Source organism: Gordonibacter sp. RACS_AR68 (assembly GCF_030418485.1).
Taxonomy (GTDB): Bacteria; Actinomycetota; Coriobacteriia; order Coriobacteriales; family Eggerthellaceae; genus Gordonibacter; species Gordonibacter urolithinfaciens.
Genome location: NZ_JAIPUP010000006.1, coordinates 74,898 through 101,389, shown reverse-complemented (window position 1 = coordinate 101,389; position 26,492 = coordinate 74,898). Strand labels below are relative to the sequence as shown.

24 protein-coding genes and 2 tRNA genes are annotated in these 26,492 nt (G+C 66.5%); 12 read left to right on the top strand and 14 right to left on the bottom strand.

All coding sequences use genetic code 11. The annotated features are described in order from the left end of the window. Genes K9U15_RS12340 through K9U15_RS12305 form a run of 8 tightly spaced genes read left to right on the top strand, consistent with a single transcriptional unit; the run spans window position 1 to window position 6,745 of the window. Window positions 1-2,292, top strand: a complete 2,292-nt coding sequence (locus K9U15_RS12340) for a hypothetical protein (protein WP_301156247.1) — start codon at window positions 1-3, stop codon at window positions 2,290-2,292. Beyond that, complete coding sequence (locus tag K9U15_RS12335; RefSeq protein ID WP_301156246.1) at window positions 2,276-3,337, top strand: hypothetical protein; 1,062 nt, start codon at window positions 2,276-2,278, stop codon at window positions 3,335-3,337. The genes K9U15_RS12340 and K9U15_RS12335 overlap by 17 nt, the downstream gene beginning before the upstream one ends. A 5-nt stretch (window positions 3,338-3,342) precedes the next feature. Next, the gene (locus K9U15_RS12330) at window positions 3,343-3,951 is read left to right on the top strand and encodes a hypothetical protein (protein WP_301156245.1); all 609 of its coding nucleotides are present in this window, start codon (window positions 3,343-3,345) and stop codon (window positions 3,949-3,951) included. A 26-nt stretch (window positions 3,952-3,977) separates the two neighbouring features. Further along, a complete protein-coding gene (locus K9U15_RS12325) occupies window positions 3,978-4,577 on the top strand; it encodes a hypothetical protein (protein ID WP_301156244.1) in 600 nt (199 codons plus the stop codon). Window positions 4,578-4,595: 18 nt separating this feature from the next. After that, the gene (locus K9U15_RS12320; protein WP_301156243.1) at window positions 4,596-4,874 is read left to right on the top strand and encodes a hypothetical protein; all 279 of its coding nucleotides are present in this window, start codon (window positions 4,596-4,598) and stop codon (window positions 4,872-4,874) included. Window positions 4,875-4,883: 9 nt separating this feature from the next. Further along, window positions 4,884-5,120, top strand: coding sequence for a holin (locus tag K9U15_RS12315; RefSeq protein WP_301156242.1), 237 nt, complete (start codon window positions 4,884-4,886; stop codon window positions 5,118-5,120). 1 nt (window position 5,121) lies between these two features. Beyond that, on the top strand, window positions 5,122-6,102 hold the full coding sequence (locus K9U15_RS12310; protein ID WP_301156241.1) for a hypothetical protein: 981 nt from the start codon (window positions 5,122-5,124) through the stop codon (window positions 6,100-6,102). A 10-nt stretch (window positions 6,103-6,112) separates the two neighbouring features. Continuing rightward, the gene (locus tag K9U15_RS12305) at window positions 6,113-6,745 is read left to right on the top strand and encodes a hypothetical protein (protein ID WP_301156240.1); all 633 of its coding nucleotides are present in this window, start codon (window positions 6,113-6,115) and stop codon (window positions 6,743-6,745) included. Between the two features lie 6 nt (window positions 6,746-6,751). On the opposite strand, the gene K9U15_RS12300 is transcribed toward K9U15_RS12305, so the two are convergent. The 3 genes from K9U15_RS12300 to K9U15_RS12290 all read right to left on the bottom strand — a co-directional run bounded on the left by K9U15_RS12300 (window position 6,752) and on the right by K9U15_RS12290 (window position 7,730). Beyond that, window positions 6,752-6,825: transfer RNA gene (locus tag K9U15_RS12300), tRNA-Gln, on the bottom strand. Window positions 6,826-7,006: 181 nt separating this feature from the next. Further along, window positions 7,007-7,465 carry a hypothetical protein gene (locus tag K9U15_RS12295; protein WP_301156239.1) on the bottom strand — a complete coding sequence of 153 codons (459 nt, stop codon included), beginning with the start codon at window positions 7,463-7,465 and terminating at the stop codon, window positions 7,007-7,009. A 189-nt stretch (window positions 7,466-7,654) separates the two neighbouring features. After that, a tRNA-Lys gene (locus K9U15_RS12290) sits at window positions 7,655-7,730 on the bottom strand. Between the two features lie 415 nt (window positions 7,731-8,145). Here K9U15_RS12290 and K9U15_RS12285 point away from each other — a divergent pair. Beyond that, entirely contained in the window at window positions 8,146-8,712 is a 567-nt protein-coding gene (locus tag K9U15_RS12285) for a universal stress protein (protein ID WP_087189959.1), read from the top strand. Window position 8,713: 1 nt separating this feature from the next. Further along, window positions 8,714-9,982, top strand: a complete 1,269-nt coding sequence (locus K9U15_RS12280) for an MFS transporter (RefSeq protein ID WP_154270045.1) — start codon at window positions 8,714-8,716, stop codon at window positions 9,980-9,982. 139 nt (window positions 9,983-10,121) lie between these two features. Here the strand turns inward: K9U15_RS12280 and K9U15_RS12275 are convergent, their stop codons facing one another. The 5 genes from K9U15_RS12275 to K9U15_RS12255 form a co-directional block, all read right to left on the bottom strand. Further along, window positions 10,122-10,727, bottom strand: coding sequence for an HD domain-containing protein (locus K9U15_RS12275; RefSeq protein WP_123673335.1), 606 nt, complete (start codon window positions 10,725-10,727; stop codon window positions 10,122-10,124). 242 nt (window positions 10,728-10,969) lie between these two features. Further along, a complete protein-coding gene (locus K9U15_RS12270; RefSeq protein ID WP_301156238.1) occupies window positions 10,970-11,851 on the bottom strand; it encodes a putative manganese transporter in 882 nt (293 codons plus the stop codon). 144 nt (window positions 11,852-11,995) lie between these two features. Next, window positions 11,996-12,499 (bottom strand): hypothetical protein, encoded by a 504-nt coding sequence (locus tag K9U15_RS12265; RefSeq protein WP_301156237.1) that lies wholly within the window; start codon window positions 12,497-12,499, stop codon window positions 11,996-11,998. A gap of 18 nt (window positions 12,500-12,517) precedes the next feature. Next, on the bottom strand, window positions 12,518-12,844 hold the full coding sequence (locus K9U15_RS12260; RefSeq protein WP_301156236.1) for a hypothetical protein: 327 nt from the start codon (window positions 12,842-12,844) through the stop codon (window positions 12,518-12,520). Continuing rightward, entirely contained in the window at window positions 12,845-15,019 is a 2,175-nt protein-coding gene (locus K9U15_RS12255) for a molybdopterin-dependent oxidoreductase (RefSeq protein WP_301156235.1), read from the bottom strand. A gap of 257 nt (window positions 15,020-15,276) precedes the next feature. On the opposite strand from K9U15_RS12255, the gene K9U15_RS12250 reads away from it, so the two are divergent. Beyond that, on the top strand, window positions 15,277-16,500 hold the full coding sequence (locus K9U15_RS12250) for a helix-turn-helix transcriptional regulator (protein WP_301156234.1): 1,224 nt from the start codon (window positions 15,277-15,279) through the stop codon (window positions 16,498-16,500). Window positions 16,501-16,737: 237 nt separating this feature from the next. On the opposite strand, the gene groL is transcribed toward K9U15_RS12250, so the two are convergent. The 5 genes from groL to K9U15_RS12225 all read right to left on the bottom strand — a co-directional run bounded on the left by groL (window position 16,738) and on the right by K9U15_RS12225 (window position 22,963). After that, window positions 16,738-18,378, bottom strand: a complete 1,641-nt coding sequence (groL, locus tag K9U15_RS12245; RefSeq protein ID WP_087189963.1) for a chaperonin GroEL — start codon at window positions 18,376-18,378, stop codon at window positions 16,738-16,740. A 41-nt stretch (window positions 18,379-18,419) separates the two neighbouring features. Further along, the gene (gene groES, locus K9U15_RS12240; RefSeq protein WP_041239244.1) at window positions 18,420-18,707 is read right to left on the bottom strand and encodes a co-chaperone GroES; all 288 of its coding nucleotides are present in this window, start codon (window positions 18,705-18,707) and stop codon (window positions 18,420-18,422) included. Between the two features lie 510 nt (window positions 18,708-19,217). Continuing rightward, the gene (locus K9U15_RS12235; RefSeq protein ID WP_154270047.1) at window positions 19,218-19,973 is read right to left on the bottom strand and encodes a response regulator transcription factor; all 756 of its coding nucleotides are present in this window, start codon (window positions 19,971-19,973) and stop codon (window positions 19,218-19,220) included. Then, window positions 19,970-21,196 (bottom strand): sensor histidine kinase, encoded by a 1,227-nt coding sequence (locus tag K9U15_RS12230; protein WP_096227783.1) that lies wholly within the window; start codon window positions 21,194-21,196, stop codon window positions 19,970-19,972. The genes K9U15_RS12235 and K9U15_RS12230 overlap by 4 nt, the downstream gene beginning before the upstream one ends. A 72-nt stretch (window positions 21,197-21,268) precedes the next feature. Next, complete coding sequence (locus K9U15_RS12225; protein ID WP_227153811.1) at window positions 21,269-22,963, bottom strand: helix-turn-helix transcriptional regulator; 1,695 nt, start codon at window positions 22,961-22,963, stop codon at window positions 21,269-21,271. Window positions 22,964-23,180: 217 nt separating this feature from the next. Between K9U15_RS12225 and K9U15_RS12220 the strand changes: the two genes are divergently transcribed. Further along, window positions 23,181-24,680 (top strand): FAD-dependent oxidoreductase, encoded by a 1,500-nt coding sequence (locus K9U15_RS12220; protein ID WP_096227782.1) that lies wholly within the window; start codon window positions 23,181-23,183, stop codon window positions 24,678-24,680. 252 nt (window positions 24,681-24,932) lie between these two features. Here the strand turns inward: K9U15_RS12220 and K9U15_RS12215 are convergent, their stop codons facing one another. Further along, on the bottom strand, window positions 24,933-26,441 hold the full coding sequence (locus K9U15_RS12215) for an FAD-dependent oxidoreductase (protein ID WP_301156232.1): 1,509 nt from the start codon (window positions 26,439-26,441) through the stop codon (window positions 24,933-24,935). Window positions 26,442-26,492: the final 51 nt, after the last annotated feature.

Sequence of the window (26,492 nt, the reverse complement as noted above, 5' to 3'; positions counted from 1 at the left end):
ATGGCAACCTGGTCGGGATGGAGCAAGCCTTACGGCGACAGCCGCGCCATGGCCGTGGGCGTGGACGCCTGGATCAGCTCGTCGAGCGACACCGAGGTGTACATCACCGTCAACGCATTGGCCAAGTCGGGCAATGCGGGCACCTGGGAGGCGGCCTACCAGTACGGCGTGGTGACGCAGGACGGCCACGCGGCCGCCGGCAACCGCGGCGCCGAATGGAACGAGGCGGGCCGCGGCGTGCTGAACGCAGGCGACTGGGTGGCGCAGGGCCAGCACACCTACGGGCCCTTCGCACGCGAGGCTTCCGCCTACAACGTGACCTGCTGGGGCAAGGCGTGGGGCGAGACGGTGAACGGCTACGGAGCCTGGGCCGGAAGCGCCGAGGTCTACGCCACCGTCACCGTGCCCGCGCGGCCGGTGTACGCGCCGCCCGCGGTGACGGGCGTGACGAACACCCGGCAAGACGACAGCCGCAACGTGGTGGCCTGGGCGAACCACGGCGACGCCACCCACCCCTACGATTCCATCAAGGTGGAGCGGGCGATCGACGGGGGCAGCTGGTCCCAGATTGCCAGCATCTCGGGCGCCGCAACCTCGTACGCCGACGCCTCGACCGCGGCGAACCACGCCTATGCCTATCGCGTGCGCGCCCAGAACGCCGCCGGCTTCAGCGCCTACGCGACGAGCGGCACCACGTACAACACCCCGGCGACACCCCGCGGCATCACTGCCTCGAGGTCGGCCGCGAACACCGTGTCGCTCGCCATCGACAACCCCGCTCTCACCGCCACGGCGCTGGAGCTCCAGCGCTCGGTCAGCGGCGCGGACGGCTGGGCAGCCGTGAAGACCGTTCCCGGCTCCCCCGTTACCGAGGCGGAGGACGAGCCCGGTGGAGGCACGTTCTACTACCGCGCGCGCAACACCCGTGCATCGCTCGCCTCCGATTGGTCGGCCGCCTCCAACAAGGTGGTGACCATCGTGGCACCGGCGGCGCCGAGCCTCGTCGCGCCGGCCTCGGGCGTGACCCTGCCCAAGACGCAGGCAAGCGTGACGTTTTCCTGGAAGCACAACCCCATCGACGGCTCGGAACAGAGCGCGGCCCAGCTGCAGCACAGCGTGAACGGCGGGACGACGTGGACGGCGGTGCAGGTGACGGGGAGCGATCAGGAGACGGCCGTCGCCAACAGCTGGGAGAAGAACTCCACCGTTACGTGGCGCGTGCGCACGAAGGGCGCCCATGCCGACTACGGGCCTTGGTCGTCCGTGCAGGCGTTCAAGGTCTGCCAGGTTCCCAGCGTGGCCATTTCCTCGCCGGCAGCCGACGGGACCGTGCTGAACGACGTGCCCTTGAGCGTGGCCTGGACCTATGCAGACGAGTCCGGCACGCAGCAGCGCGCCGCCCTTTCCATCGCCGACTCCCAGGAGCGCGAGCTGTGGAGCACCGTCGTGCAGGGGCCGGCCGCCTCGCTTTCCATCCCGTCGTCGGAGCTGCTGCCGGAAAACCACGGGAGCTTCCGCATCGCGCTCACCGCGTACTCCACGTCCGGGCTGGCGGCTTCGGCCTCGCGCACGTTCTCGACCGACTACGAGGAGCCGGCCGAGCCGGGCTTGCAGGTGGAGGTGGACCCGGTGCGCGGCAGCGTGGCGGCTACCGTGTTCGAGGGCGCAGCCGCGACCGGTGTGCCGCGCACGGCCTCGCTCGGCTTGTTCCGCGCACGGCCGGACGGCACGCTGCTGTGCCTGGCCGACAGCGTGGCGTCGGGCACCGGCGTGACCGACTTGTACCCCCCGCTCGACGGCGACCTTCGCTACGTCGCTGTCGCCTACACCGCAAACGGGCTCACTGCGCGCACCGAGCGATCCGCGCGCGTTCCTTCGGGAGGCGCCGTGTTCTTCAACTTCGGGGATCACGGCTATGCCGACGTCGCGAAGGTGGCCATGGAGGTGGAATGGAGCACGTCGGTAGCAACCGACAGCGAGGTGATCGACACGGCGGGAGCAGAGGACCCGCTGGTGTTCTTCGGCACGGCCAAGTCGGTGGAGGGCGGCGTGTCGGGCGACGTGTGGCGCAACGCGGCCAACGCGCCCGCCCGATGGAGCGACGAGGCTTGCTGCGCGGAGGCGTTCGAGCGGCTTGCGGCCGATACCGGCATCAAGATCGTGCGCTATCCGAGCGGTTCCGTGATGCCGGCGCATACCGCCTGCAAGACGGCGACGTCGGCCGCCAACGGTATGGTGTCGTCCGTAGAGGTAACGGCGAGGAAGGTGAGGGCAGATGAACTGGTTCTCTAGCGGGCGCGTGGACTCCTTCCGCTTCGTGCGGGTGCGCTGGGGCACCTGGACGGAGACAGAGGAGCTGGAAGGCATCACCGGCGGCACGCTCGAGCGGAACGACTCCACCGCCATCAAGGCCTCGGGGTCGCTCGACTACCTCATGGAGCCCGCCTTGGGCAGCGACCTCGTGCGCATCTACTCGGACAGCTACTACCCGCCCACGGGAGAGCGCGTGAGCATCGCCCAGGGAACGTATTTGGCATCCACGCCGTCGAGCACCTACCGGGGCGCCATCGAGGAGGGTACGGCCGACCTGTACGGCGTGCTGCACGTGCTGGCCGAGGCCGCCTTCGCCGAGCCGCTCGTCGTGCCGGCCGGCACGCGGTCGGTCGAGAAGGCCGCGGAGATCGTGCGCGATGCGGGGCTGCCGGTCGTGGCGTCGGAGTCCTCCGCAACGCTCGGGTCGCCGGCGGTGTTCGACGACAAGGACACGAGCAAGCTGGACGTGGTGAACTGGCTTCTTGACTTCGCTGGATTCGCCAGCGCGGGCTGCGACGGCTACGGCACGGTGCTGATGCAGCCCTACCAGGATCCCTCCCGGCGTTTGCCCGTCTTGACCCTTGAGGACGACGGGGCGTGCATCTTCCGCAGCGGCGTGGTGCGTGAGTACGACACGTTCGACATCCCCAACGTGGTGGTGGTCGTCTGCTCGAACGCGCAAGCCGGCTCGATGACGGCCAAAGCCGTGAACGACGATCCGCAAAGCGCCTTCTCCACCGTCGTCCGCGGACGCGAGATCGTGCGCAAGGAAACCGTTTCGGACATCACCAGCCAGGAGGCCTTGCAGGCCAAAGCCGAGGCGCTGCTGGCCGCCAAGACGTCGATGGTCGAAGGGTTCGAGATAGCCCACGCGTTCGTGCCGCTGGAAATGGGCGATGTCTGCTCCTTCACGTACCGCAAGGCCGGCGTGCACCGCGACGACCTCGTGGCCGTGCGCCAATCCTTGAAGCTGAAGCCCGGCATGGAGTGCACCACGCGCTTCCGCCGCTTCCCGAGGAGCTGATGGCCATGGATGCTTTCGACATTGCCCTGCTCATGGCGAACCAGCATGCCGACAGCCCGGTGAGGATGCGCTACGGCACCGTCGTCGGGGCGCATGACGGGGAGATGCTTTCGGTGGTCCCCGACGGGCAGGACTCCCCCGTGCCCGCCGTGAAGTGCTGCCTTCCCGTCGAAGGGAGCCGGGTGGTTCTGCTGGTGAACGGCACCGAATGGCTCGCCGTGAGCGTAGTGGGCGGGGACGTCCCCGACAAAAGCGAAATATTGAACCTGAAAGCGAAGATTGCAGAACTTGAATACGACACCGGGTGGGTGAACATCTATTACGTGAACGCAAGCGATTCGAAAATCGATATCAAAGCAAGACGCGTTGGCAGGTCGGTCACGGTAATCGGGGTCTCTGGAAACTATTACGACGTGGGCGAAAGCGCCTACCACGAGGTAACGAGGCTCGACGAGGTATTCAGGCCGAATTACACCATTCCTTTCACGTTCAATTTCATGGGAGGCGATCCGGTTGGCCAGTCATCGTACATCGAACCCGACGGACTCATCCGTATGTACGCTGTAGGTCCGAATCGAACTTATTGGAACTTCTCGGTTTCATATGTCGTATAGCATCGAACTGCATCAGGAGCACGCTTATGGACGTATATGAAATTGCCAAGCTCTTCGCCTCCTACCGCGACAACGGATCCCTCCGAATACGTTTCGGCTCGGTCGAGTCCGTCGAACAAGATACCTTGATGGTCGTTCCGGATGGGGAGAGGAAATCGATTCCGACTGTTCGATGCTGCCACCCTACCGTGGGAAATCGCGTGATACTGCTGGTAAGCGGCATCGAATGGCTGGCTGTTGCGACGATTGGAAGGGAATGCTGCTACGAGGTCGGCGACGTGTGGGTGACTTTTTCCAACGACGACCCGCACGACCGCTGGCCGGGAACCGCTTGGGAGCAAGTGCGAGATCGCATGCTCTTAAGTTCCGGATCCCTCGCAGCGGGAACAACCGGCGGGAGCCAAACCCATGCGCATTGGCAAACCTTGGGGAAAGGCGCTGGGGAAACAACTTTGTATATAACCGATGGCTCAATGGCAACGGGCTCCAGGGTGCTTCACACCTCGGGAGGCGGAGTATCGACAGATGGAACTTGGACCGATGGGATATCCCGGCAGGACAGAACCTACGAAGAATCCAGTATGCCGCCCTATCTGGTAGTACATATGTGGAAAAGGATCGCTTGACGTAAGGAGAGCCTACCCATGGACAAGTGTTCCGAGCACAGTGCTCACGACCAGCATCTGTTGAGACTCGATGCGCGCGTCCTTGAGCTTGAGGACGCGAACAAGGAGCTTTCGCGGTTCACCGAGCGCATCACGGTGCTCGTGGACAAATACGACGAGACGCTCGACGACCACGCCGCGCGCCTCGCCGCCCTCGAATCAATCCCGGCGAGGCGCTGGGAGCAGGTCGCCAACTATGCGCTGACCGCCGCACTCGGCGCCGTCGCCGGGATCATACTCACCCATTTCGGACTCTAAGGAGCACGCATGAACGATAATTCGAAACAGTGGCTGCGGGCCGCAGCCATCCGCGCCACCAAGACGGCTGCGCAAGCCGCCATCGGCATCATCGGGGCCTCGACGGCGCTCGGCGCCGTGGACTGGCCCCTGGCCGCATCGGCCGCGGCGCTCGCCGCAATCGTCTCCCTGCTGACCAGCATCGGAGGCCTTCCCGAAGTAGACGGAGGGTCAAGCCTCCCGTCGCTCGCGAAAGGAGGCGAGTGACATGGCCGCGCCGAACGAGGCGGCCGCGCGCATCATGGAGCACCTAGTGACCCACGACGGCGACGGAGGCCATGGCTACAGCCAGGGATCGAACCGCTGGGGCAACGGCGTGCTGGAAACGTTGGAGATCGATGGCCGCTCCTATCGCTTTGCCGGGGGCGACCGCGATTGCTCCTCCGGCGTCATCAGCGCCTACGAGGCGGCCGGGGTGGATTGCGGGGGCGCCACCTACACCGGCAACATGCGTGCCCGCCTGTGCGGCACGGGCAACTTCGAGTGGAAGCCGATGAGCTACACCGCGCGAAGGGGCGACATCTACCTGAACGAGCGAAGCCACACTGCGCTGTGCAAATCGGCCTTTCCCGATATGCTCATGCAGTTCAGCATCGACGAGAACGGCGGCATCATCGGCGGCCGGGAGGGCGACCAAACCGGAAACGAGTCGAACACGCGGCCCTACTACGACTACCCTTGGGACGGCATCCTGCATTTCATCGGAGAAGGAGGCACGCCCGCACAGGGAACCCAGAGCAGCACGATACCGGACATTCGCTACCGTGCCTGTTCACAAGCCCAAGGCTGGCTTCCGGAAATGGTGAACCACTTCGACCCCTCGGGCTCGGGTGACGACTACGCCGGCGACGGTTCCCCCATCGTGTACCTGGCGGTGGACATGCCGGGCTGGTACCAGGCGCGCACGCAAGCGTCCGGTTGGCTTCCGGCCGTGCGCGGTTACGACACCGGCGATTTGGAGCACGGCTGCGCCGGCGACGGAACGCCCATTACCGGCATCCGCTGCTATTACGAAACCCAGAATCCGGCAGCCACCGGATGGCTCGCCATCGAGTACGCCGTCGCAAACGTCGGCTGCGGATTCCTGCCGAACATGCGCGACTTGGCAGACACGGGCGGAACGGCCGACAACTATGCGGGCAACGGAGGCATCATCAGCGCCTTCAGGGCCAGAATAGTCCGCCTGTAGGCAGCTTGCCATGGATGCCTACGAAATCGCCCTGCTCATGGCCAACCAAGATCCTGGCAGGCCGCTGAAAATGCGCTACGGGACGGTGGCCGACAACACAGGAAGCCTGCTGCAAGTCGTCCCCGACGGACAGGCTGAAACGACGCCTGCGGTGAAATGCTGCCACCCTCTTAAGGGTGATCGCGTGATCCTGCTGGTTAACGGCACCGAATGGCTCGCGATTTCCGTGATAGGCGGCGAGAGCGCCCCGCCCCGCGTGGGACAGCCGTTCATCACCGCCGCAAGCGAGGACCCTCATATCCTTTGGCCGGATACCAGATGGCGCAAGCTGGAAGACAGGTTCATTCTTGGATCAGGCTCACGCGTGCACGGAGCAGTTGGAGGCGAAGCCGTCCATACGTTAAGTTTAGCTGAATCGCCTGCTCATGACCATAAGCCAAACGTTTGGGACGCTGTCATTGCGCCTGGTTACTGGCAAGGAACCATTTCTGCGAGCACCGTTACAACAGGAGGGAACTTGGAAGCCTATAACAATATCAACAGGAATACCCAAGACTACCCTACGTCTTCCTCAGGAGGGAGCCAGCCTCATAACAACATGCCGCCTTACGAGGTATTCGATATCTGGATTCGCACTGAATGATAAAGCTGGCTGGGCCACCAGGATTCGAACCTGGATAGCTGGTACCAAAAACCAGAGTCCTGCCGTTGGACGATGGCCCAGTCTCTCGGAAACGCCCACCGCAACTCTGATCAGATGGCGGGCACGCGCCGCTACTATAAGCCAGCGTCGGCAAGTCACAAGCGCGCTTGGTGATTTTACCTGTTAAGCAAAGGCTTGGCAATGGCCGGTTATCCGGCCATTGCCAAGCTGCGGCCCTCGCGGTAGCAAGGGCCCCGAAGGCTATTGGCGCTCCATCTTCACGGTAGTCGTCGTTCCCAGGGCCGACGCCTCGTAGCTGAGGACGCCGTTCTCATAGGTGAACGTCTTGGTCTCGTCTCCCGATGCGAGCAGGGCGTTCGCAGTCTTGGAGGTATCGTTGACGGAATCCCACGTATAGTTCTCCGTCGCCTCGGTCGGCGCCTCGTACGTGCCCGACCAGTAGAGCGACTTCGTATCCCCGCCATCGCTCACCCAGTTGATCTCGATTACGTTGTCCTGTATGGTGGCCTCTTGGTAGCTGTCCTCGGATTTGGAGTTGACCTGCTTCCATTCACCGGTCAGATCGAGCGGCTTCTTCTGCTCTTCCTGTTGGGGCGCATCGGACGACGAGCCGTCAGATCCGCTCGAAGGGCTCCCCCCGCAACCGAACAGGAACAGAGCCAGCGTTCCGCACAGCGCCATCATGAGCATTCTTTTCATTGGTGCCTCCTTCGGGATCGTTCGCGATCTCAAGCGCCTTTGCGCTCGGCTCCAGCTTAACGTGCAAGGATGCTGTTGCACAATACTTTGGCATAAGGATTTGGGCAACGTCTCGCGGTGCGGGCAAGCGGGCAACCGGCCCATTCACATACAAAGGCCAGCCGTTTGCCGGCTGGCCTGGTGTTTTCATGGTGGGCCGTGAGGGAGTCGAACCCGCGACCTTGGGATTAAAAGTCCCCTGCTCTACCAGCTGAGCTAACGGCCCACTTCTGCAATGCACGGGTATCTATTCTAGCCGGGGCGGGTGGGGCGGTCAATGAAAATGTTGGCAACGCCCGCCTGTGCACGAGAAAGTTGCAGGCCCCGCTCGCCGCGTGGACCACATCCCGTCAAAGGCGCTGTCCGGTTGCACGGGATGTCGGGCAAGGCGGTGTATCCGGAACATCGCCCCGGATGACCCGTCAGGCATCCAGGCCGCCTGCCCGGCATCGTGCAGCAAACCGCACCCCCTTTGCCGCAGGATGCTTCACGGGACGGCACCTTCCCAGTTGAAATAAAGCCGTAACATACGCGCCGCCTCGGCGGTACTACAATCGAGGGGTATGCGTAACCTGCGGCGCTTCCGCGCGGCATCCCCGCCGTCTTCCGCCAGCCCGCCCTCCCGAAAGGCCGTGATAGCCATGTGGTGCTCTAAAGTTCTCGTCGCCTACGACGGATCGACCCCTTCTGCGAAAGCCCTCGATCTCGCCCAGTCCATCGGCGCGCAGGATGAGCGCATCGAGCTGGTGTTCGTGCACGTGCTGAAGCTGTTCGCTCTGGGCACCGGTGCCGAGGGGCCGCTTATCGAGGAGGCGAACCGCGTTCACGCCGCGCTGCAGCAGCTGGCCGAGCGCGTGCCGAACAGGGCCCACGCGCACTTGCTGAAGGGCACGTCGCCGGCCGACCTGCTGCTGAAATGCGCCGAGGACGAGGGTTGCGACCTTATCGTCATGGGCAGCCGCGGCAAGGGCGGCGTGAAGGGGTACCTGGGCAGCGTGAGCTATGCCGTGGTGCAGGGGTCGCCCGTAGCCGTGCTCATCGCGAAGGACGCACCCGGCGCAGGAGCGGCCGGCGGGGCTATGGCAGCCGCGGCGGACGCGCCTGGCGCCGGGGAATCGGCAGCCACGACACCCGCAGCGGAGACCCCGGGCACGGGCTCCCAGGGCGCGAACCTGACCGGCGCACCGAACGACAAGGCGGCGCGCTAGCATGTCGGCTGCAACGCAGGCGAGGCTCTGGACGAAGGACTTCACGCTGGGCACGGCGGTGAACTTCCTGCTCATGGTGAACTACTACGGCCTCATGGTCGTGGTGGCCGACTACGCCATGAAAACCTACGACGCACCCGCAGCCACGGCCGGCCTGGCCGCGAGCATCTTCATCATCGGTGCCCTCGCGGCGCGCCTCGTCAGCGGCCGCATCATGGACAAGGTGGGGCGCAAGCGGCTGCTGGTCATGGGCGCGATCGGCGAGGTGGTGTTCTCGGTGCTCTACTTGGCCGGGCTCGGGTTCGCCCCCCTGTTCGCCATCCGCCTGCTGCACGGCTTCGCTTACGGGGTGTGCTCCACCACCATCGGCACCATCGTAACGGCGCTCGTGCCGGACAGCCGCAAGGGCGAGGGGGTGGGCTACTACATGCTGTCCGTGACCTTGGGAGCGGCCATCGGACCCTTCCTGGGCATGTTCCTCTCGCAAAACGCCGGCTTCTTCCCCTTGTTCGTGACTACAGCCGCCGTAGCCGGCTTGAGCCTTCTGGCCGCCGCTCAGCTGAAGGTGCCCGAGGCGGCGCAGGAGAGCGACGCGGATATCGAGGAGGCTGCCGAGGAGATAGCGCGCGACGAGCGCGACGAGCGTGCCGGCGACTTCCGCGTGCCGCGCTTCGACCTGGGGAACTACCTGGAGTCCAGCGTGCTGCCCATCGGTGCCGTGTGCGCGCTGCTGTTCTTCTGCTACTCCAGCCTCCTGGCTTTCCTTACGCCGTTCGCCGCCGAGAGCGGGCTGGAACAGCCTGCCAGCTTCTTCTTCGTGGTGTACGCAGTGGCCACGTTCGTCACGCGGCCCTTCACGGGAAAGCTGTTCGACCGCGAGGGCGACCGCGTGGTCATGGTGCCGGCGTTCATCGCGTTCATCGTCGGGATGGGCCTGCTGGCAACCGTGTACCGGCCCGCAGCCATGCTCGTGGCGGCGGCGCTGCTGGGCTTCGGCGTGGGCACCGTGCAGGCAAGCGGGTTGGCGCTGGCTGTGCGCATCGCCCCCGACGATCGGCTGGGCCTGGCGAACTCCACGTTCTACATCCTGCTGGACGTGGGCGTGGGCCTGGGCCCGCTGCTGCTGGGCCTGGTGCAGCCGGTGCTGGGCTTCCGCGGCCTGTTCGAGGCTATGTCGCTGGTGGCTATCGTCGCGTTGGCGGCGTACCTGTTCGTCAGCCGCAAGCACGGCACCATGCGGCGCCGGCTGAGGGAAGTGGACGAATCTTAGGGCCTGGGAAGGGCTCGGAAGACCTCCGGCCGCGCGCTTGCCGGCCGCGCCTCTGCCCGAGCGTGCGCCCAAGCGCAAAACGTGCGCCCTCCTGCTGCATCTGCGGCAAGAGGGCGCGAGCGATGTCGGGAGGTATCCCTTACCCCTCGGCGGGAACGAACGTGTCCTTGTCCGGCGCGAAGGACTGCATGGCCTCGATGGTGCGGGCGAACAGCTCGTCCAGCTCCCAGCCTAGCATCTCGGCTCCACTGCGGATGACGTCGCGGCTCACGCCGGCGGCGAAGCGCTTGTCCTTGAACTTCTTCTTGAGCGACTTCACCTCGAAATCCATGACGCTCTTGCTGGGGCGCATGACGATGGCCGCGCCGATGAGGCCCGTCAGCTCCTCGGTGGCGAACAGGACCTTCTCCATCTGCAGCTCGGGCTTGGGAAGCTCGGGGTTGAAATCCGACGTGTGGCTCTGGATGGCGCGGATGAGCTCGGGCGAGCCGCCGGCGGCCTCGATGTCCTTGGCCGCGTAGATGGTGTGCAGCTCGGGCTCGTCGTCGTGCTCCTCCCAGTCCAGGTCGTGCAGCAGGCCCACAAGGCCCCAAAACTCCTCGTTCTCGGGGTCGTACTCGCGCGCGAAGTAGCGCATGGTCTGCTCCACCGTCTCGGCGTGCTCGATGTGGAACGGATCCTTGTTGTGCTCCTGCAACAGCGCGAACGCCTCGTCGCGCGTCATGCCGGCTTCAAGTGCAGTCATGGGCGATGCTCCTCTCGTTTTGCGGTCTGGTCATACTATAGCGGTGAGGGCGCTTCGGATGCCAGAGGCCCAACGGCAATCTTCTTCGGATTCCGAAGAAGATCTGGCCTGGATGTAATATACCGTGCATTTTTGTGCATTTCATTTTCTGCGCTTTGAACTGGTATTACGCACTATCATTCCAGATCAGAAGCTTGCACAGAAATGACCGGAATACTGCATTTGCCACCGCGCTTGCGGCCCTAGAACACGATGCCGAGCGCATTCGCGATGAGGCCCCAGAACACGCCCATCGCATACAGGCCGACAATGATGGCGACGTTCTGCTTCCAGTGGCGGTTCGTGCGCACGAGCACGAGCAGGCCCACGCCCGCGCTCACCAGAAGGCCCGCCAGCATCGCGCCCGAGCCCAGCACGCCGCTCACGTACAGCTGCGCGATGACCACGCTGGCCGCGCAGTTGGGCACGAGGCCCACGAGCGCCGATCCGAACACCGAGAGCACCGGGTTCGCACTGAGGAACTCGCCCAGCGCGTCCTCGCCTACCACCTCCAGCACGCCGTTCAGCACGATGGTGATGACGAAGATGAACACCGTGACCTGCAGCGTGTGCTTGAGCGCGCTCTTGAGGATGCCGCCCTCGCCGTCATGGCAGTGGCAGTGGTCGCGCTCGCACAGGTCGTGGATGTGCAGCGGCACATCGATGCGCCGCGCGAGGCGCATGCCGGCGTCCACGATGAAGCCCATGACCATGCCGACGACGATCTTCGCGCCGAGAATCTTGAGGATGACGTCCAGCGGCACCTGCTCGGCGATGAAGATGGGCAGCATCTCGTCGGACGTGGACAGGAACACGGCGAACAGCGTGCCCAGCGTGATGACGCGCCCGGCCCAGAGCGTGGCCGCCACGGCCGAGAACCCGCACTGCGGCACCACGCCCACCACCGCGCCCACGATGGGGCCCGCGGCTCCCGCGCGCTGCACGGCCGCCTGCGCCTTGCCGCCGGTCTTGTGCTCGAGCCACTCCATCACCAGGTAGGTGACGAAGAGGAACGGAACGAGGTACAGGGTATCCGCGACGGAATGCTCCAGGACATGCCCGGCTATGTGCATGAATTCTTCCATAGGTTCGTATTGTAATCCAACGAGGGCAGGAGGCGCATTTCGTCGCGAAAAGGTCACGGAAGGCTGCTATGAGGACGCCTGCCTTCGCAGCCTAGAGCACAGGTAGCGGGGCCGTCATGCGGCGGACCCGCTACCATGGCAACGCTAACGCGTCGTTCCCGGCTCCTTAACTGGCGCAGGCACCGGACCAGGGGCCTTCCCCACCTTGCGTGCGACGAACGTCGCCACGGGCAGGAACAGGATGGTGGCGATGTAGGAAACGCCCCACACCGAGGTGATGGGCGTGAGCCACCGCATGAGGAACGTGCTGCCGTCGGGCATATCGCCGAAGCCGGTGGCGAACGCCGTCATGCCGAACGATACGCAGAACGTCATGACCGTGGCGATGACGAGGGACTGCAGCAGTCCCCAGGCCAGGCCCGTGCGCTCGGCGCCGTAGAACGCGGCGAACTTCTCGCCAGCCTGCGCCACGGGCAGCACCAGCATGATGACCAAGCCGATGACGGTGGCCACGGCGATCTGCAGGCACAGCGGCACCAGCATGAACGGCTGGCCGTTGAACATGGTCATGGTGAACGTCATGACCACGCCCACCACAAGCGACATGATCAGGCTCAGCGTGAATACGAATCCGAAGCTCGGTTTCATAGGGCTCCCCTTCCCTTCCTAGACGTGCAGGTTCCAGTGACCCGCGCCCTCCATGACGCGCAGAAGCGTATTCTTCTCGCCCACGAACAGGCACTTCGTGGGACACACCGTCGTGCAGAGCGGCTGGTGGTCCTTGGCCGCACAGGCGGTGCACTTGTCCAGCTGCGGCGCCGCCACATGGTAGTTACGCAGTTCGCCGGACACGGTCTGCGGCTTGCGGCGGATCATCTCAAGCCACAGCTCGCTGTACGGGAAGCCGTTCTCCTCGCGGCAGGCCACCTGGCACGCCTGGCACCCCAGGCACGCGTCGACCCGCACGAGCATGCCGATGTTTCGATCGTTCATTTATCCCTCCATCTTCCTGATGGCGCACAGCGTGGAGCGCATGGGCGCCGTTCCGAAGCCCGGGTCGGTGCTGTCGCCGCCGCCGGGGATAAGGTTGTTGATGCACACGTCCTGCCAGTCGTAGCCAGGCAGGCCAAGCTCCTCGCAGCCGCTGCGCCAGCCAGGGCGTGGCAGCGCGACCACTCCCTGGCCCACCTCGCGGGACACCTCGGCCTTGGCCATGATAGCGCCGCGCGGGGAGCTGATCTCCACCCAGTCGCCGTCGACGATGTCCGCGTCCTGCGCGTCGGCGGGATTCATCACCACGAACGGATGCGGGTACAGCTCGCGCTGGCCGGGCACGTTCGTCCAAGCGGAGTGGAAGAAGCTATACAGGCGGAAGCCTGTCGTGAGGATGAGCGGGTAGTCCTTCGCCACCTCGGGCGTGCTGTAGGGGCTCTCCTTCGGCTCGTGGTACACCGGCAGCGGCTCGTAGCCGAACGCCTGCATGGTGGGGCAGAAGAACTCGATGCGCCCGCTCGGCGTCATGAAGCCGGGCTGGCCGTCGGGGCGCAGCTTGCCGGTCTCGTACTTCTTGAACTCGGCGGCCGAGAGCGACGCGGGCGTGTCGATGTAGGCACGCTCCACGTACTCGTCCCAGGTGAGGTCGATGCCATGGTACAGCTTGATGCGCCAGAGCACCATCTCGCGCTCGTCGGCCCACGGCCAGAGCTCCGGGTCGAGGCGCTTGCCCCATTCCAGGTAGAACTTCCAGTCATCCCAGCACTCGCCCGGCGGGTCCACGGCGCGCGGCGACGAGATGATGCGTCCGCGGAACATCTCCTCGTCGATGGTGTCGCGCTCCGACCAGTCGGACGACGGCAGCACGAGGTCGGCCAGCTGGGCCGTGGGCGTGAGATAGAAGTCCTTCACCGCGATGAATTCAAGGTTGGGCGACTTCAGCGCCTCGGCCGTCTTCTGCGGCGCCTCGTAGCAGTTCAGCGCGTCGTTCGCCACCAACACCATCATCTTGATGGGCCAGGGCTTTTGCGTGATCACAGCCTCGAACGTGTCATAGGGCACGTTCGCGTTGCCGAACGCGGCGAAGGCCGGGAACTTCTCGGAGCCGATGAGCTTCGCCTCTGGCTTGTTGAAGTCCCAGTCGGGCGGAATGAGCGTGAGCTCGGGGTTCGTGGCCGGGCCGGCGCCGGGGATGTACATGAAGCCGCCGGGCACGTCCACGGGGCCGAGCAGGCCCGTGAGGCAGGTGAGAGCGCGGCCGCTTTGCACGGCGTTCGTGTGCATGCAGCTGGGGCCGAGCATCGGATAGAGCGTTGTGGGCTTCTCACCGCCCATCATGCGGGCGGCGGCCACGATCTGCTCGGCGGGAATCCAGGTTACCTGGGAGGTCTTTTCCGGCGTCCACTCGCTCACCATCTCGGCAAGCTCGTCGAAGCCATAGGTCCACTTGTCGATGAAGTCGACATCGTAGAGCTTCTCGCGGATGATGACGTTCATGAGGCCGAGCGCCAGCGCGCCGTCGGAGCCGGGGCGGATCTGCAGGAACAGGTCGGCGTCCTTGGCCAGGTCGCTGTAGCGCGGGTCGATGACGATGACCTTCGCGCCGTTCTCGTCGCGGTTCTTCTGGATGTCCTTGATCTCGGACAGGATGGAGACGGCGCTGATGCCCCACAGCACGATGGTCTTGGCGTTGGCCACGTCAGCGCCCTGCATCTGACCGGCTCCCAGCGTGAGCGCGTGTGGCATGATGTTGGGGATGAGGCACACGTGCAGAGGCGACAGGCCCCAGCCTTTGTTGCCGATGGTGGCCTTCAGACGCTGGCCCCAGTCGTTCGACGTGCGGCTGGTGCCCTGCGACACCACGATAGCCTCGGGGCCGTACTCCTCACGGATACGTTTCGTGTTGCTCTCCAGCAAGTCAAGCGCCTCGTCCCAGCCGATCTCCTCCCACTTGCCCTCGCCGCGCGCACCTGCGCGCCTGAGCGGCTTCGCCACGCGCTTCGCATCCTCGTGGATGAAGCGCTGCGTGATGCCGCTGCCGCAGAACGCCCCCTTGGAGTACGGACTGTCCGGATCCCCCTCGATGCGGACGATGCGGTTCCCCTCCGCGTACACGACGGCGCCACAACGCTGATGGCATCCCGTGCACACAGTACGGGTTCTCTTCGTCTCCATGCAGAACCTCCTTCTTGATATGCCCGTGCGAACCGACCGGAACGATCGTCGCCTTGGATCCGAGTGTGCGGCACCGTGCCGGAAAACGCCCCAGCCAGGACACCCGGAATGGGCAAAACCTTCTCACACCAGCGGTCTGATATTGACGTTTCCGCAGGTATTGGGAGTCCTGTCCGGACGCACGCCGGCTCGCGCGAAGGCGGGAGCATGGTAAACTGGGAGCCTGCAAGCCTACAGGGGAAAGGCGATGAGGGCACATGGGCGGCATGTCGTTCAAAACGCTTCTGCCGACGGGCGGACTCTGGATGCCCACGGCGCTCGGATGCGGCTGCGCGGTTGCGGCAGGCGCCTCGTCGCTACTGCACGGTGCCACGACGGGCGACCCGCGTGCGCTTTTAGCTGGGGCTCTCGCGCTCGCGCTGCTCTTCGCGTGGACCTTCGTCGTCCAGCGTGACGGCGTTGCGCGCGCCGACGCGCTCGCACCCTTCTCCCTTGCGGCTGCAGGGCTCGCGGCCGCCTTCGGCCTCGCGCTGCCCGAGGGCAGTCTTGCGTTCCCCGTCGTCGTGCTCGGCACGGGTGCCGCCACCCTCCTTTGGGCGCTCGCGAAGGGACGTGCCGTAAGGCGGATTCCGGCACCGGCGAGCGGCTACGCCTTGGAGCTGCTAGCGAAGCCACTCGCGTACCTGCTCGCGTACGCCGCCGTCTACGGCGCCGCATTCGGACTCATGGTCTCGTTCCACAGCACGTGGCTTGCCGGGCAGGCCGCACAGGCAGGGCTCGCTGCAGGGCTTGCCTGCGCGGGCGCGGCCGTGGGCGTGCTGGGCTCGCTCGGCTCGGAGTCGCACTGCATCGACGTCATCACCCGAACCTCGCTCGTGACCGTGGTCGCCGGCCTCATGTTTCTGCTGCAGCCGGAGCTGGCCGGCGTGGCTTTCGGCGTGTTTGCACTGGGAGCGGGGTTGTTCTTCTATCTCATGGCGCGCATGGCGCTCGACCTGCGCGAAACGTTCGCCCTGCCCGCATGGATGCCAGGCGGGGTGCTGGGTCTGTTCGCCGTCACGCTCGCGCTCGGTGCGCTGCTCGGCTGGCTGGCGCTGCAAAGACCAGCGGGCGGCACCGATGCCACCGTACCCACTGTGGCATCGGTGCTGGTGGTCATTATCGTCACGGTGTACGGCCTGAGTTCGGACCGTATCTGGGTCGCGCGCGACCTGAAGCGCACGCACGGCCAGGACGAGCTCGACCACGCCGGCGGCGTATGGAAGGTCGCCTGCTCGGCCGTGGCCGACGAGTTCGGACTCACGCAGCGCGAGCAGGAGGTGTTCGTGCTGCTAGCCAAGGGCCGCAACGCGGCCTACATCGAGAAGACGCTCGTCATCTCGAACCACACGGTGAAGAGCCACATGCTGAACATCTACAAGAAGTTAGGCATCCACTCGCTCCAAGAGCTCATCGACCTGGTGGAGAGCAGGAAGCGCTGAGCAGCTGATTGCTCTAAATTAGGCGCGCTCGCGACCGTTCGGAAGTTGGCCTCGGCACCCAAGCGATAAGCGACCCGGCAGCTGGCGTGAAGAGCAACGCACCGGCCAGAAAACGAAGCGGGGCGGCCCATCGGCCGCCCCGTTCTCCGAGTTAGGGATACGCTGGCCGGGCGCGTAAGCGCCCACAGCGTCTCAGGTGGTTCCGGCGGCCGGGCGGCTGCCGGAACCGGGGGGGTCTTACATCATGCCGCCCATACCGCCGCCGGCACCGGCCATGGCAGCCAGGGCCGCCGGATCCGGGTCCTTCGGGATGTCGTTGATGGTGGCCTCGGTGATGAGGATGAGGGCCGCCACGGAGGCAGCGGACTGCAGCGCGGTGCGCGTGACCTTGACGGGGTCGTTCACGCCCATTTCGATCATGTTGCCGTACTCGCCGTTGGCGCAGTTCAGGCCTTCGCCCTTGCCCATGCCCTTCACGCGCTCCACCACGACGCTGCCCTCGAAGCCCGCGTTCTGGGCGATGGCGCGCATCGGGGCCTCCAGCGCCTTGCGGATGATGGCCACGCCGACTTCCTCGTCCTTGTCGACCGACGCGATGTTGTCGAGCGCGGGCAGCGCGTCCACGAGCGCCACGCCGCCGCCGGCGACGATGCCCTCTTCCACGGCCGCGCGGGTCGCCTGCAGGGCGTCCTCGATGCGGGACTTCTTCTCCTTGAGCTCGGACTCGGTCGCGGCGCCCACCTTGAGCACGGCCACGCCGCCGGACAGCTTCGCCAGGCGCTCCTGCAGCTTCTCGCGGTCGAAGTCGGAGTCGACGCGCTCGAGCTCGGCGCGGATCTGGTGGATGCGGTCCTCGATGTTCTTCTTGTCGCCGGCGCCGTCCACGATGAGGGCGGTGTCCTTCGTGACCTTGACCGTCTTGGCGTGGCCCATCATGTCGATGGTGGCGTCGGCCATGGTCATGCCGAAGTCCTTGTCGATGACCTGCGCGCCCGTGACGGCTGCGATGTCCTCCAGGATGCGCTTGCGGCGGTCGCCGAAGCCGGGGGCCTTGATGGCGACGCAGTTGAACGTGCCGCGCAGCTTGTTCAGCAGGATGGTGGCCAGGGCCTCGCCCTCCACGTCCTCGGCAACGATGAACAGCGGGCGGCCGGAGCGCATGACCTCCTCCAGCAGCGGGACCATGTCCTGGATGCTGGTGATCTTCTGGTCGGTGAGCAGGATGTAGGGGTCGGAGAGGACGGCTTCCATCTTCTCCATGTCGGTGGCCATGTACGGCGAGATGTAGCCGCGGTCGTACTGCATGCCCTCGACGATGTCGAGCTCCAAGTCGAACGAGGCGGCGTTCTCCTCCACGGAGATGGCGCCGTCGTTGCCCACTGCGTCCATGGCCTCGGCGATCTTCTCGCCGATCTCGGCGTCGCCGGCGGAGATGGTGCCGACGTTCGCGATCTGCTCCTTGGTGGACACGGGCGTCGCGTCGGCCTTGATGGCGTCGACGATGGCGTCGGTGGCCTTCTGGATGCCGCGGCGGATGCCCAGCGCGTCGGCGCCGGCCGTCACGTTGCGCAGGCCCTCGGACACGATGACGTCGGCCAGCAGCGTTGCGGTGGTGGTGCCGTCGCCGGCCACGTCGTTCGTCTTCACGGCAACCTCGCGGACCAGCTGGGCGCCCATGTTCTCGATCGGGTCCTCCAGCTCCACTTCCTTGGCCACGGTCACGCCGTCGTTCGTGATGGTGGGGGCGCCGTAGGACTTCTCGAGCGCCACGTAGCGGCCCTTGGGGCCGAGCGTCACCTTGACGGCGTTGGACAGCTTGTTGACGCCGGCCGCGAGCGCGCTGCGCGCGTCGGCCTCGAACTTGATCTCTTTAGCCATAGTGTGCCTATCCTTTCAGCGTTAGCTTGGGTTGCTTCGGTTTACGCGAACACCGCGTACAGGTCGTCGGCGCGCAGGATCATGACGTCCTCGCCGTCGACGGTGATCTCGGTTCCGCCGTACTTGCCGTACAGGACCTTGTCGCCTTCCTTGACCGGCACGGGAATGAGCTTGCCGTCCTTGTCGAGCTTGCCCTCGCCCACGGCCAGGACGGTGCCCGTCTGGGGCTTCTCCTTCGCTTCGGTAGCGAGATACAGACCGGATGCCGTCGTCTCCTCAGCCTCGTCCTGCTTGATGATGACGCGATCACCCAATGGTTTCAAGTTCATAACGTAGCCTTCCTTTCGTCCGTCTCTTGTCCGAAACTGGTTGTAGCACGTTTGCTATTTAACCACTCCGTTGCGGTGACTGCTAGCACTCATGGGTAACGAGTGCTAAACATTGCGTTATCATAGCAGCCTCGTTAGCGAATGCAAGCAAAATTGAGGAAATCTCAGTGCCCTTGACTGAGGTTTTGCATAATCGCCACAATTCGTTCGATGGACTCCTGAAAGTTTTTGTGCTTTTGCACAAAAACGGTCTGGGGAGTGGCCGGCGAGGCGGGCGCGGGACGGCGCGGGCGGGGTTGCGAAGGGGCGCGGCGTAGCGCTGCAGCACAGACGCGGGCGGCGCTTGCAGGGCGGCGGGAGCGGGAGCAGGACGATTCTGCAGCGCGAACGAGGCGGCGCGGGCGGGGTTGCGAAGCGGACGCGAGGCGGCAGCACGATCGCTTCGCGGCGCTGCGGTGCAATCGCCGACCGACGGGCGCGGCCGCACATGCCGCCGCGCCGTGACCGATGCTAGCGCTCGCCCGGCCTCACGAGGCCGCCCTCGTACGCCCTCACCACCAGCTGTGCGCGGTCGTGGGCGCCCAGCTTCGCCATGATGCGGGCGAGGTGCGTCTTCACCGTGGCGGGCGAGATGAACAGCTCGGCGCCTATCTCGTCGTTCGTCATGCCGCGGGCCACCTGTACCAGTATCTCGCGCTCGCGCTCGGTGAGCGCGGAGAACGCGCTGCCGCCTTCCCCTGCGGCCACGCCGGCACCGGCCGCAGGGCGCATGCGCACGAACGTCTCCACCAGGCGCCGCATCACCGAGGGCTGGATGAGCGCGTCGCCGGCCGCCACCACGCGCACGGCGGCGGCGATGTCGTCGGGCTCGGCGTCCTTCAACAGAAAGCCGCCCGCCCCGGCCGCGAGCGCGTCGTAGACGTACTCGTCGATGTCGAACGTGGTGAGGATGAGCACGCGCACGTCGGCGAGCGCCGGATCGCCCGTGATGGCGCGGGTGGCCTCGATGCCGTTCAGGTGCGGCATGCGGATGTCCATGAGGACCACGTCGGGCACGAGGCGGCGAGCGAGCTCCACGGCCTCCTCGCCGTCGCGCGCCTCCCCCACGATGGAGAAGCCGTCGTACGAGGACAGGATCAGGCGGAACCCGCTGCGCACGAGGTCCTGGTCGTCGGCCACCACTAAGCGCAGAGGACGCTCGCCCGCCGAGCGGACCGGCACCTCCCCCGCCGCCGAGCGCGCCTCTCGCAGATGCCTCTCGATCATGACGCCTCCTTCTCCGCTCCCAGGGGAATGCGCGCCTCCACGCGGAACCCGCCGCGCGGGCGCGGGCCGGCTGCGAACGTGCCGCCCAGAAGCCCCACGCGCTCGGCCATTCCCGCAATGCCGTGGCCGCGCCCGTCCGTCTCGGCCGCCGCGCCCCTGCCGTCGTCCTCTACCGACAGGTTCGCGCCTGTCGGCCCCGTAGCCAGGCGTATCGTCGCCGCATGCGCGCCGGCGTGCCGCACGATGTTCGTCGCGGCCTCGCGGGCGATGCCGTACAGTGCCACGTCCACGAACGCCGGCACGGCGGCGCGGTCGTACCCGCCCGCATCCAGCGCCACGTCCACGCCGGCACGGCGCAAGTAGGCAGCGAGGTCGTCCAGGCGCTCGGTGCCGGCCGTGGGTTCCGTCTCGGCCGCGGGGTCGCCGGCTCGCAGCACGCCTATCATGCCGCGGATCTCCTCGAGGGCGTCCTTCGCCGTCGTGCGCGCAGCGGCGATTGCGAGCTTTGCCGCCGCCGGGTCGCGGTCGACCAGGCGCTCGGCCGCGGCCGCCTGGATGCTCACCGCGGAGAGCGAGTGCGCCGTAATGTCGTGCACCTCGCGGGCTATGCGCACGCGCTCCTCCTCCACGCGCCGGGCCGCCTCCTCCTCGCGCGAGCGCTCCGCCTCGAGCGCGCGCCGCTCCGTCTCCGCCACGTAGGCGCGGTGCGTGCGGTATGCGTAGCCCGCGAGCGCCGCAGCCGCCAGGAGCGCGACGTTCTGGAAGCGCGTGAAGAAGGCGAGGCTCGCCGTGCGCGAGGGCGCGTCGGCGAACAGCACGCCCGCCACGGCCAGGGCGACGGCGACGGCGGCCTCCGTGCGCCCGCGCTCGCAGGCGATGGTGTACAGCGCCACCACGGGGCCCACCACCGTGAGCGAGAAGCCGCGGAACGCGCTCTGCAGCCCCAGGAACGTGATGAGCACGAACAGGAACACGGGCCATGGGAACCGCCTCCGCGCCGCGAGCGGCAGCGTGGTCAGCGCCAGCGCCACGAACACCGACGTGTCGGGCACGACGTTCACGATGCCCAGGTACTGGCGCAACTCCAGGTCGGGGATCACGATGGACGAAGCCGTGAGCATGAGCTGCCCGCAGCCGAACAGGAACGCCGCCAGCATCACGGCGACGTCGACCGCCCAGTCCTTGGGCGCCATCGGGCGGTTGTTCACAAGGAAGTTCTCCATGTCTGCCATGGTACGCGACCCGGCCCCGCCGCGCCATACACCAACCGAGGTAATTGGAGTATCCGAACGCGCCTACCGGGAGCCGGGAGCCTCGCCGCCGCCGTCCGCGCCGCGCTCTTCCTCCACGAGGTCGATGAGCTGCTGGCGGGTGTGGACCTCGAGCTTGGCATAGATATTGCGCACATGGCTGCGCACGGTGTTCTCGCTGACGTACAGCACGCCGGCGATATGAGCTTTCGTGCGGCCGCGCGCCAGATAGCGCATGATCTCCGCCTCGCGCTCGGTGAGGTTGCCCGCTGCGGCCACGGCCGCGCATCGCGCATCGAATGCGTCATCGCCCTCGGCCGCCGCGATGGCCGGGGCAGGCGCCGCCACGGCCGCACCCGCCGGCGCCGAAACCGAGCCCGCCGCATCCGCATCGCCGCGCCGTCGGCGGCGCCGGTCGCGCGACACGAGCACGGCCGCCAGCGACAGCGCGTAGATCACGGCCATGATGACCACCAGGTAGCGCATGAGGTGCTCGCTCTCGCCGAACAGGCCGCCCGGCAGCGAGCCGATGGCGTACCCGCCCAAGAGCGCCGCGGCCAGGCAGACGCGCGCAAGGCACGCGGCCGCCCCCATGAGAACGTAGGGCGACAGGTTCCGCACGTGCGCCGTCTCGGCCACCACATACGTGATGAGCAGCGCGATGAAGTAGTAGCCGCCCAAGAGCACCGTGCTGAAGAAGAGGTTGAACTGCTCGCCCAGAAACGGCAGGAACACCAAGAGCGAGGCGATGATGGGCATGAGCACGCGGAACGCCGTGGACACCCGCGGGATGCGCTGCACCACGAACACGACGACGCAGAACGCCAAGATGCCGATGAGCATGCCCACCCCCGACACCGAGCCCGACCCGGCGAACGTGACGGACCCGGCCAGCATGAAGCTGTTGAGCAGCCCGATCACGGCCTCCATGACGCAGAACGCAACGAGCGAGTCTCCCAGCTCCAAGAACGCGTCGCGGTACGATCCGCGCGGCGCGGCCTTCAGATGCCCGCGCGCCGCCTTGCCCGCGCAATCGCCCGCCGCGCCTTTTCCCACCGCCATCGTCACGACCGCGCCGCCTGCCCTCGCGCCCGCCGCACCCGTGCGCAACGCGCGCCGCACGTACCGCGCGCACAGCACCATGACGACCAGGGCCGCACAGCTCGCAGCCGCCCGCGCGCCGCCGGACAGACCCGAGAGCACCGACGACGTCACCATGTTCACCAGCATGCTGAGCGCGATCTGCGTGACGATGGCGCGCGGCTCCTGGCAGGCCAGCACCTCCACCCACACGAGCGACAGCATGACCGACGCCGCCCCGAGCAGCACGCCCGGCACGATGAGCGCCAGATCGGATGGCATCCATGAGAAAACGCCGAACAGGGCGCACAGGCTCGCCGCCACGAACAGCGCCGCGGGCGCCACGTAGGGCATGGACAGCGGGCCCAGCCGCCCGCGCAGCACCAGCGCGATGACGGTGACCGAGCACACGACCACCGAGCAGGCCACCACCACGTTGAAGAACAGGTCGGGGACGAACAGGAACGGCGCCTCCACCGAGGCGAACGCCGACAGGTAGGAGTTGGCGTTCACGCCACGGAACAGCCCGTAGCCCACGATCACCACGAGCGAGAACAGCCGCGGGTCCACCGCGCGCGGCGAAGCGGCCGGCGCTGCGCGCCCCGACCCCTCTGCGCTCGACGCGTGCCCTGCGGCGCGCTTTCCCCTCCCCGCATTCATCATGCGCCCATGATACCGGAAACGCCTGCACGTGCGAGAGGCGAAACCGCAGGATAACGGCAGCAGAAGGCAATATAGCCCGAAACGGACGGTGACGGGGGCGGCCCGCGGACCTAGAGTGGGGGCATCGTCGCGAGGACGATCGACAGGGATTCCGCCTTGCGCCCGGCAACGACCGGCGCAAGGCGGACAAGCAGAGGGAACAGGGAGGATTATTATGGAGAGCAGCATGAACCGACGCAACTTCCTCAAGGCAGCCGTGGCTTCGGGTGCCGTGCTCGTGGCTGGCGGCGCGCTGGCCGGCTGCGCGCCCAACGGCGGCGGCAAGGGCGGCAGCGCGAGCGAGGGCGACGCCGTGGTGGGCACCGCGCCCGTCAACTTCACCGAGGAGACCGACGTGCTCATCCTGGGCACGGGCATCGCCGGCATGTCGGCGGCCATGGACCCGGTGGAGGCGGGCCACAAGGTCATGCTCGTAGACAAGCTCGACCGCGTGGGCGGCGAGAGCTTCATCGCCTGCGGCGTCATGAACGTGGCGGGCTCCAAGATGCAGAAGGACGCCGGCATCGAGGGCGACCCGGAGACGAAGTGGCAGGCCTACGCTCCCATTCTGGAAAAGAAGGGCGAGACCGATGACATGGACTACAAGCACAACGTCTACGTCTATCAGACCGAATGGGCCGACCGCGTGGCATCCGACTACGGCGCGGTGTTCCAGCCCATCACCGACTACATGGACACGGGCGCGCCCACGTCCATGCTGCTGCCCGGCAACGGCATCGGCGACATGCAGGCCGTGCTCACGCCGCTGCAGAAGGGCCTGGAGGAGAAGGGCGCCACGTACAAGCTGAACCTGCGCGCTACGAACTTCATCGTGGACGGCGAGGGCACCCCCATCGGCGTGCGCTTCAACGACGAGAAGAACAACAAGCCCGTCGACATCAAGGCGCAGAAGATCATCGTGGCCACGGGCGGCTTCTCGTGCAACCAGGAGATGGTGTCCGCCTACCTGCCCAGCCAGCAGCGCCTCGGGCCGCTCACCGTGCACTCCATGGGCGAAGGCCACCAGATGTGCCGGGCGCTGGGCGGCGTGTACACGCACATGGACATGGAGGCCAACCGCATGAGCGACCTGGCCCAGGTCACGGTGTGGGGCTACTTCTCGCCACAGGTGCAGGTGACGCCGCAGGGCCGCCGCTTCATCAAGGAGGACCAGAGCCACGACTCGCCCGACAAGGCCGCCGAGCTCGAGCTGGGCTACTGGTGGACCATCTTCGACGACCAGACCATCAACGGCAGTCAGAAGTGGAACGTCGAGCTGAACATGAAAGGCAGCCCCGACCGCCTCGTGGGCCCGTGCGGCTCGCTCGACGAGCTGGCCGCGGCCATGGACGTGCCTGCCGGCACGCTCAAGGAGACGTTCGAGAAGTACGACGCCATGGTGGCCGCCGGCGAGGACACCGAGTTCGGCAAGAAGCTGTTCCTGAAGTCGCTCGCCGCGCCCTACTATGCCATGAAGCACTTCCCCTTCCGCTATAAGACGCACGGCGGCATGAAGATCACCACGGACAGCCAGCTCACGGACAAGGACGGCAACCCCATCCCCAACGTGTACTGCTGCGGCTCCACCGTCGCCGACAGCGGCAGCGACCTCTCCCCCAACGCCGGCAGCGGCCTGGTCAGCGGCAAGGCCGTCGTCGAGGCGCTGAAGGCGTAAACGAGGCGACCCTCCACCCCTCCCCAAGCGGGGCCCCGGCCGTTCCGGCCGGGGCCCCGCCCTCTCTCTACCTGCCGACCGAACGAGGCGCCCTTGCTCGTCTTCGGCAAAGGCGAGGTCGCGACCGCGGCGGGGAGGCCTGCAGCGAGTTCCGCACGAGCCGAACAGCCCAGCGGGCTGTTCGTGCGAGCCCAGGACTGCCCGAGCCGCAGGCCTCCCCGCCGCGGTCGCGACCATCCTTCGAGCCGAAAGCTACTTCCCCGCATCCCCCTCGTCGAGCGCCTTAGCCACCGCCCGTCCCACGATCAACCCGAACGCCCCGTTCGTCGCCAACCCCTCCACGCTGCCGGCCGCCACCGAGCCGCAGGCGTACACGTTCGCGATGGCTGAGCCCGCCGCGTTCAGCAGCCGGCCGTCGGCATCGGTGCGCACGCCGCCGCGTGTCTTGTAACGCACGGGGAACTGCTTGAGCGCGTAGTACGGCGGCTCGATCTCCTGCAGGAACGCCGTGCGGCCGAACGCATCGTCCTTGCCGGCGTCAACCGCCTCGCCGTAACCGTCGAACACCGCCTTGAGCGCTTCGGGCGCGATGCCCAGGCCGCCCGCCAGCGCCTCCACGTCGTCGAACGGCCCTGCCAAGCGCTTGGCGTTCTTCGTCGTAACCTGCGCGATGCTGCGCGCTTGGGCGCCGCTGGACAGCTTCTTGCCGAACAGCGTCCACCAGTAGCCCCGGTCGTCGGCCACGCAGGCATCGGCGGCGGCATTCAGGTCGTCCTCGCGCGCGAAGCGACGCCCGAGCGCATCCACGATGAGCACAGGGCCGAACAGGCCCCAGGCCGCAGCCTCGGGCAGGTCGCTCGTCAGGGGCGCGGCCTTGCCCATATCGCCCAGCTGGCCTCCCAGGTGAGCGCACAGCAGCTGGCCCTCGCCCATCGAGGCGGTGGTGTAGCAACCGATACGCTCCTGGGCAGGCACGTTTGCGTGTACGAGCGGCTGGCTCGAGGCGAACCCGCCGGTGGCCATGACCACGGCGTGCGCCCGCACGTCGGTGGCGGCGTCCGTCTTCGCATCGCGCAAGCGCATGCCGCATACCGCGCCGGACGCATCCACCACGAACGCCGAGGCGCGCAAGCCAGTGACGAATGCGGCGCCCTTCGACGAGAGCCCGTCGCGCAGCGGCGTCATGATGCTCTCCATGTCGCCCAATCCGCGCTTCGGCAACAGGATACGATCCGACGCGCCCGCCTTCACGTGGTCGCCGGGGTTCTCGAACTGGGCGCCGTACTCGTCCACCAGATGGTCGACCCATTCCGGCGCGGTCACGAACAACCGCTTGGCGAAGTCGAGATCGGTGATGCCGGCATCGGCGAACTCCTGGCGGCGTGTGTCCCATGCCTGCTCGGCCGTGGTTTCGATGCCGGCCTGCTTCTGCAACGCGCTGCCGGACACGTGCATGACGCCCGTGGACGAGTAGCTCTCGCCTCCCAGCAGCTCCAGCTTCTCCGCGATCATGACCGAGCGCCCAGCCTCGAGCGGCGCCATGGCCGCTGACAGCCCGGCGATGCCGCTGCCTACCACGAGCACGTCCACGTCGGACGAGAAGCTGACGTCGGGGTTCTCGAAGACGCGCGGCCCCTCTTCCTCCGAGGCGGCGGGGGCGAGCGGCGACGGCACCGCGCCCGACGAGCAGGCAGCCAAGCCCCCGCCCGCCGCGACGACGGCACCCGCACCCACGAGTTTGAAGAATGCCCGACGTTCCATGAGGCGGCGGCTCCTTTGATGGGAATTGCAGTTCATTACCGGATGCGCCGA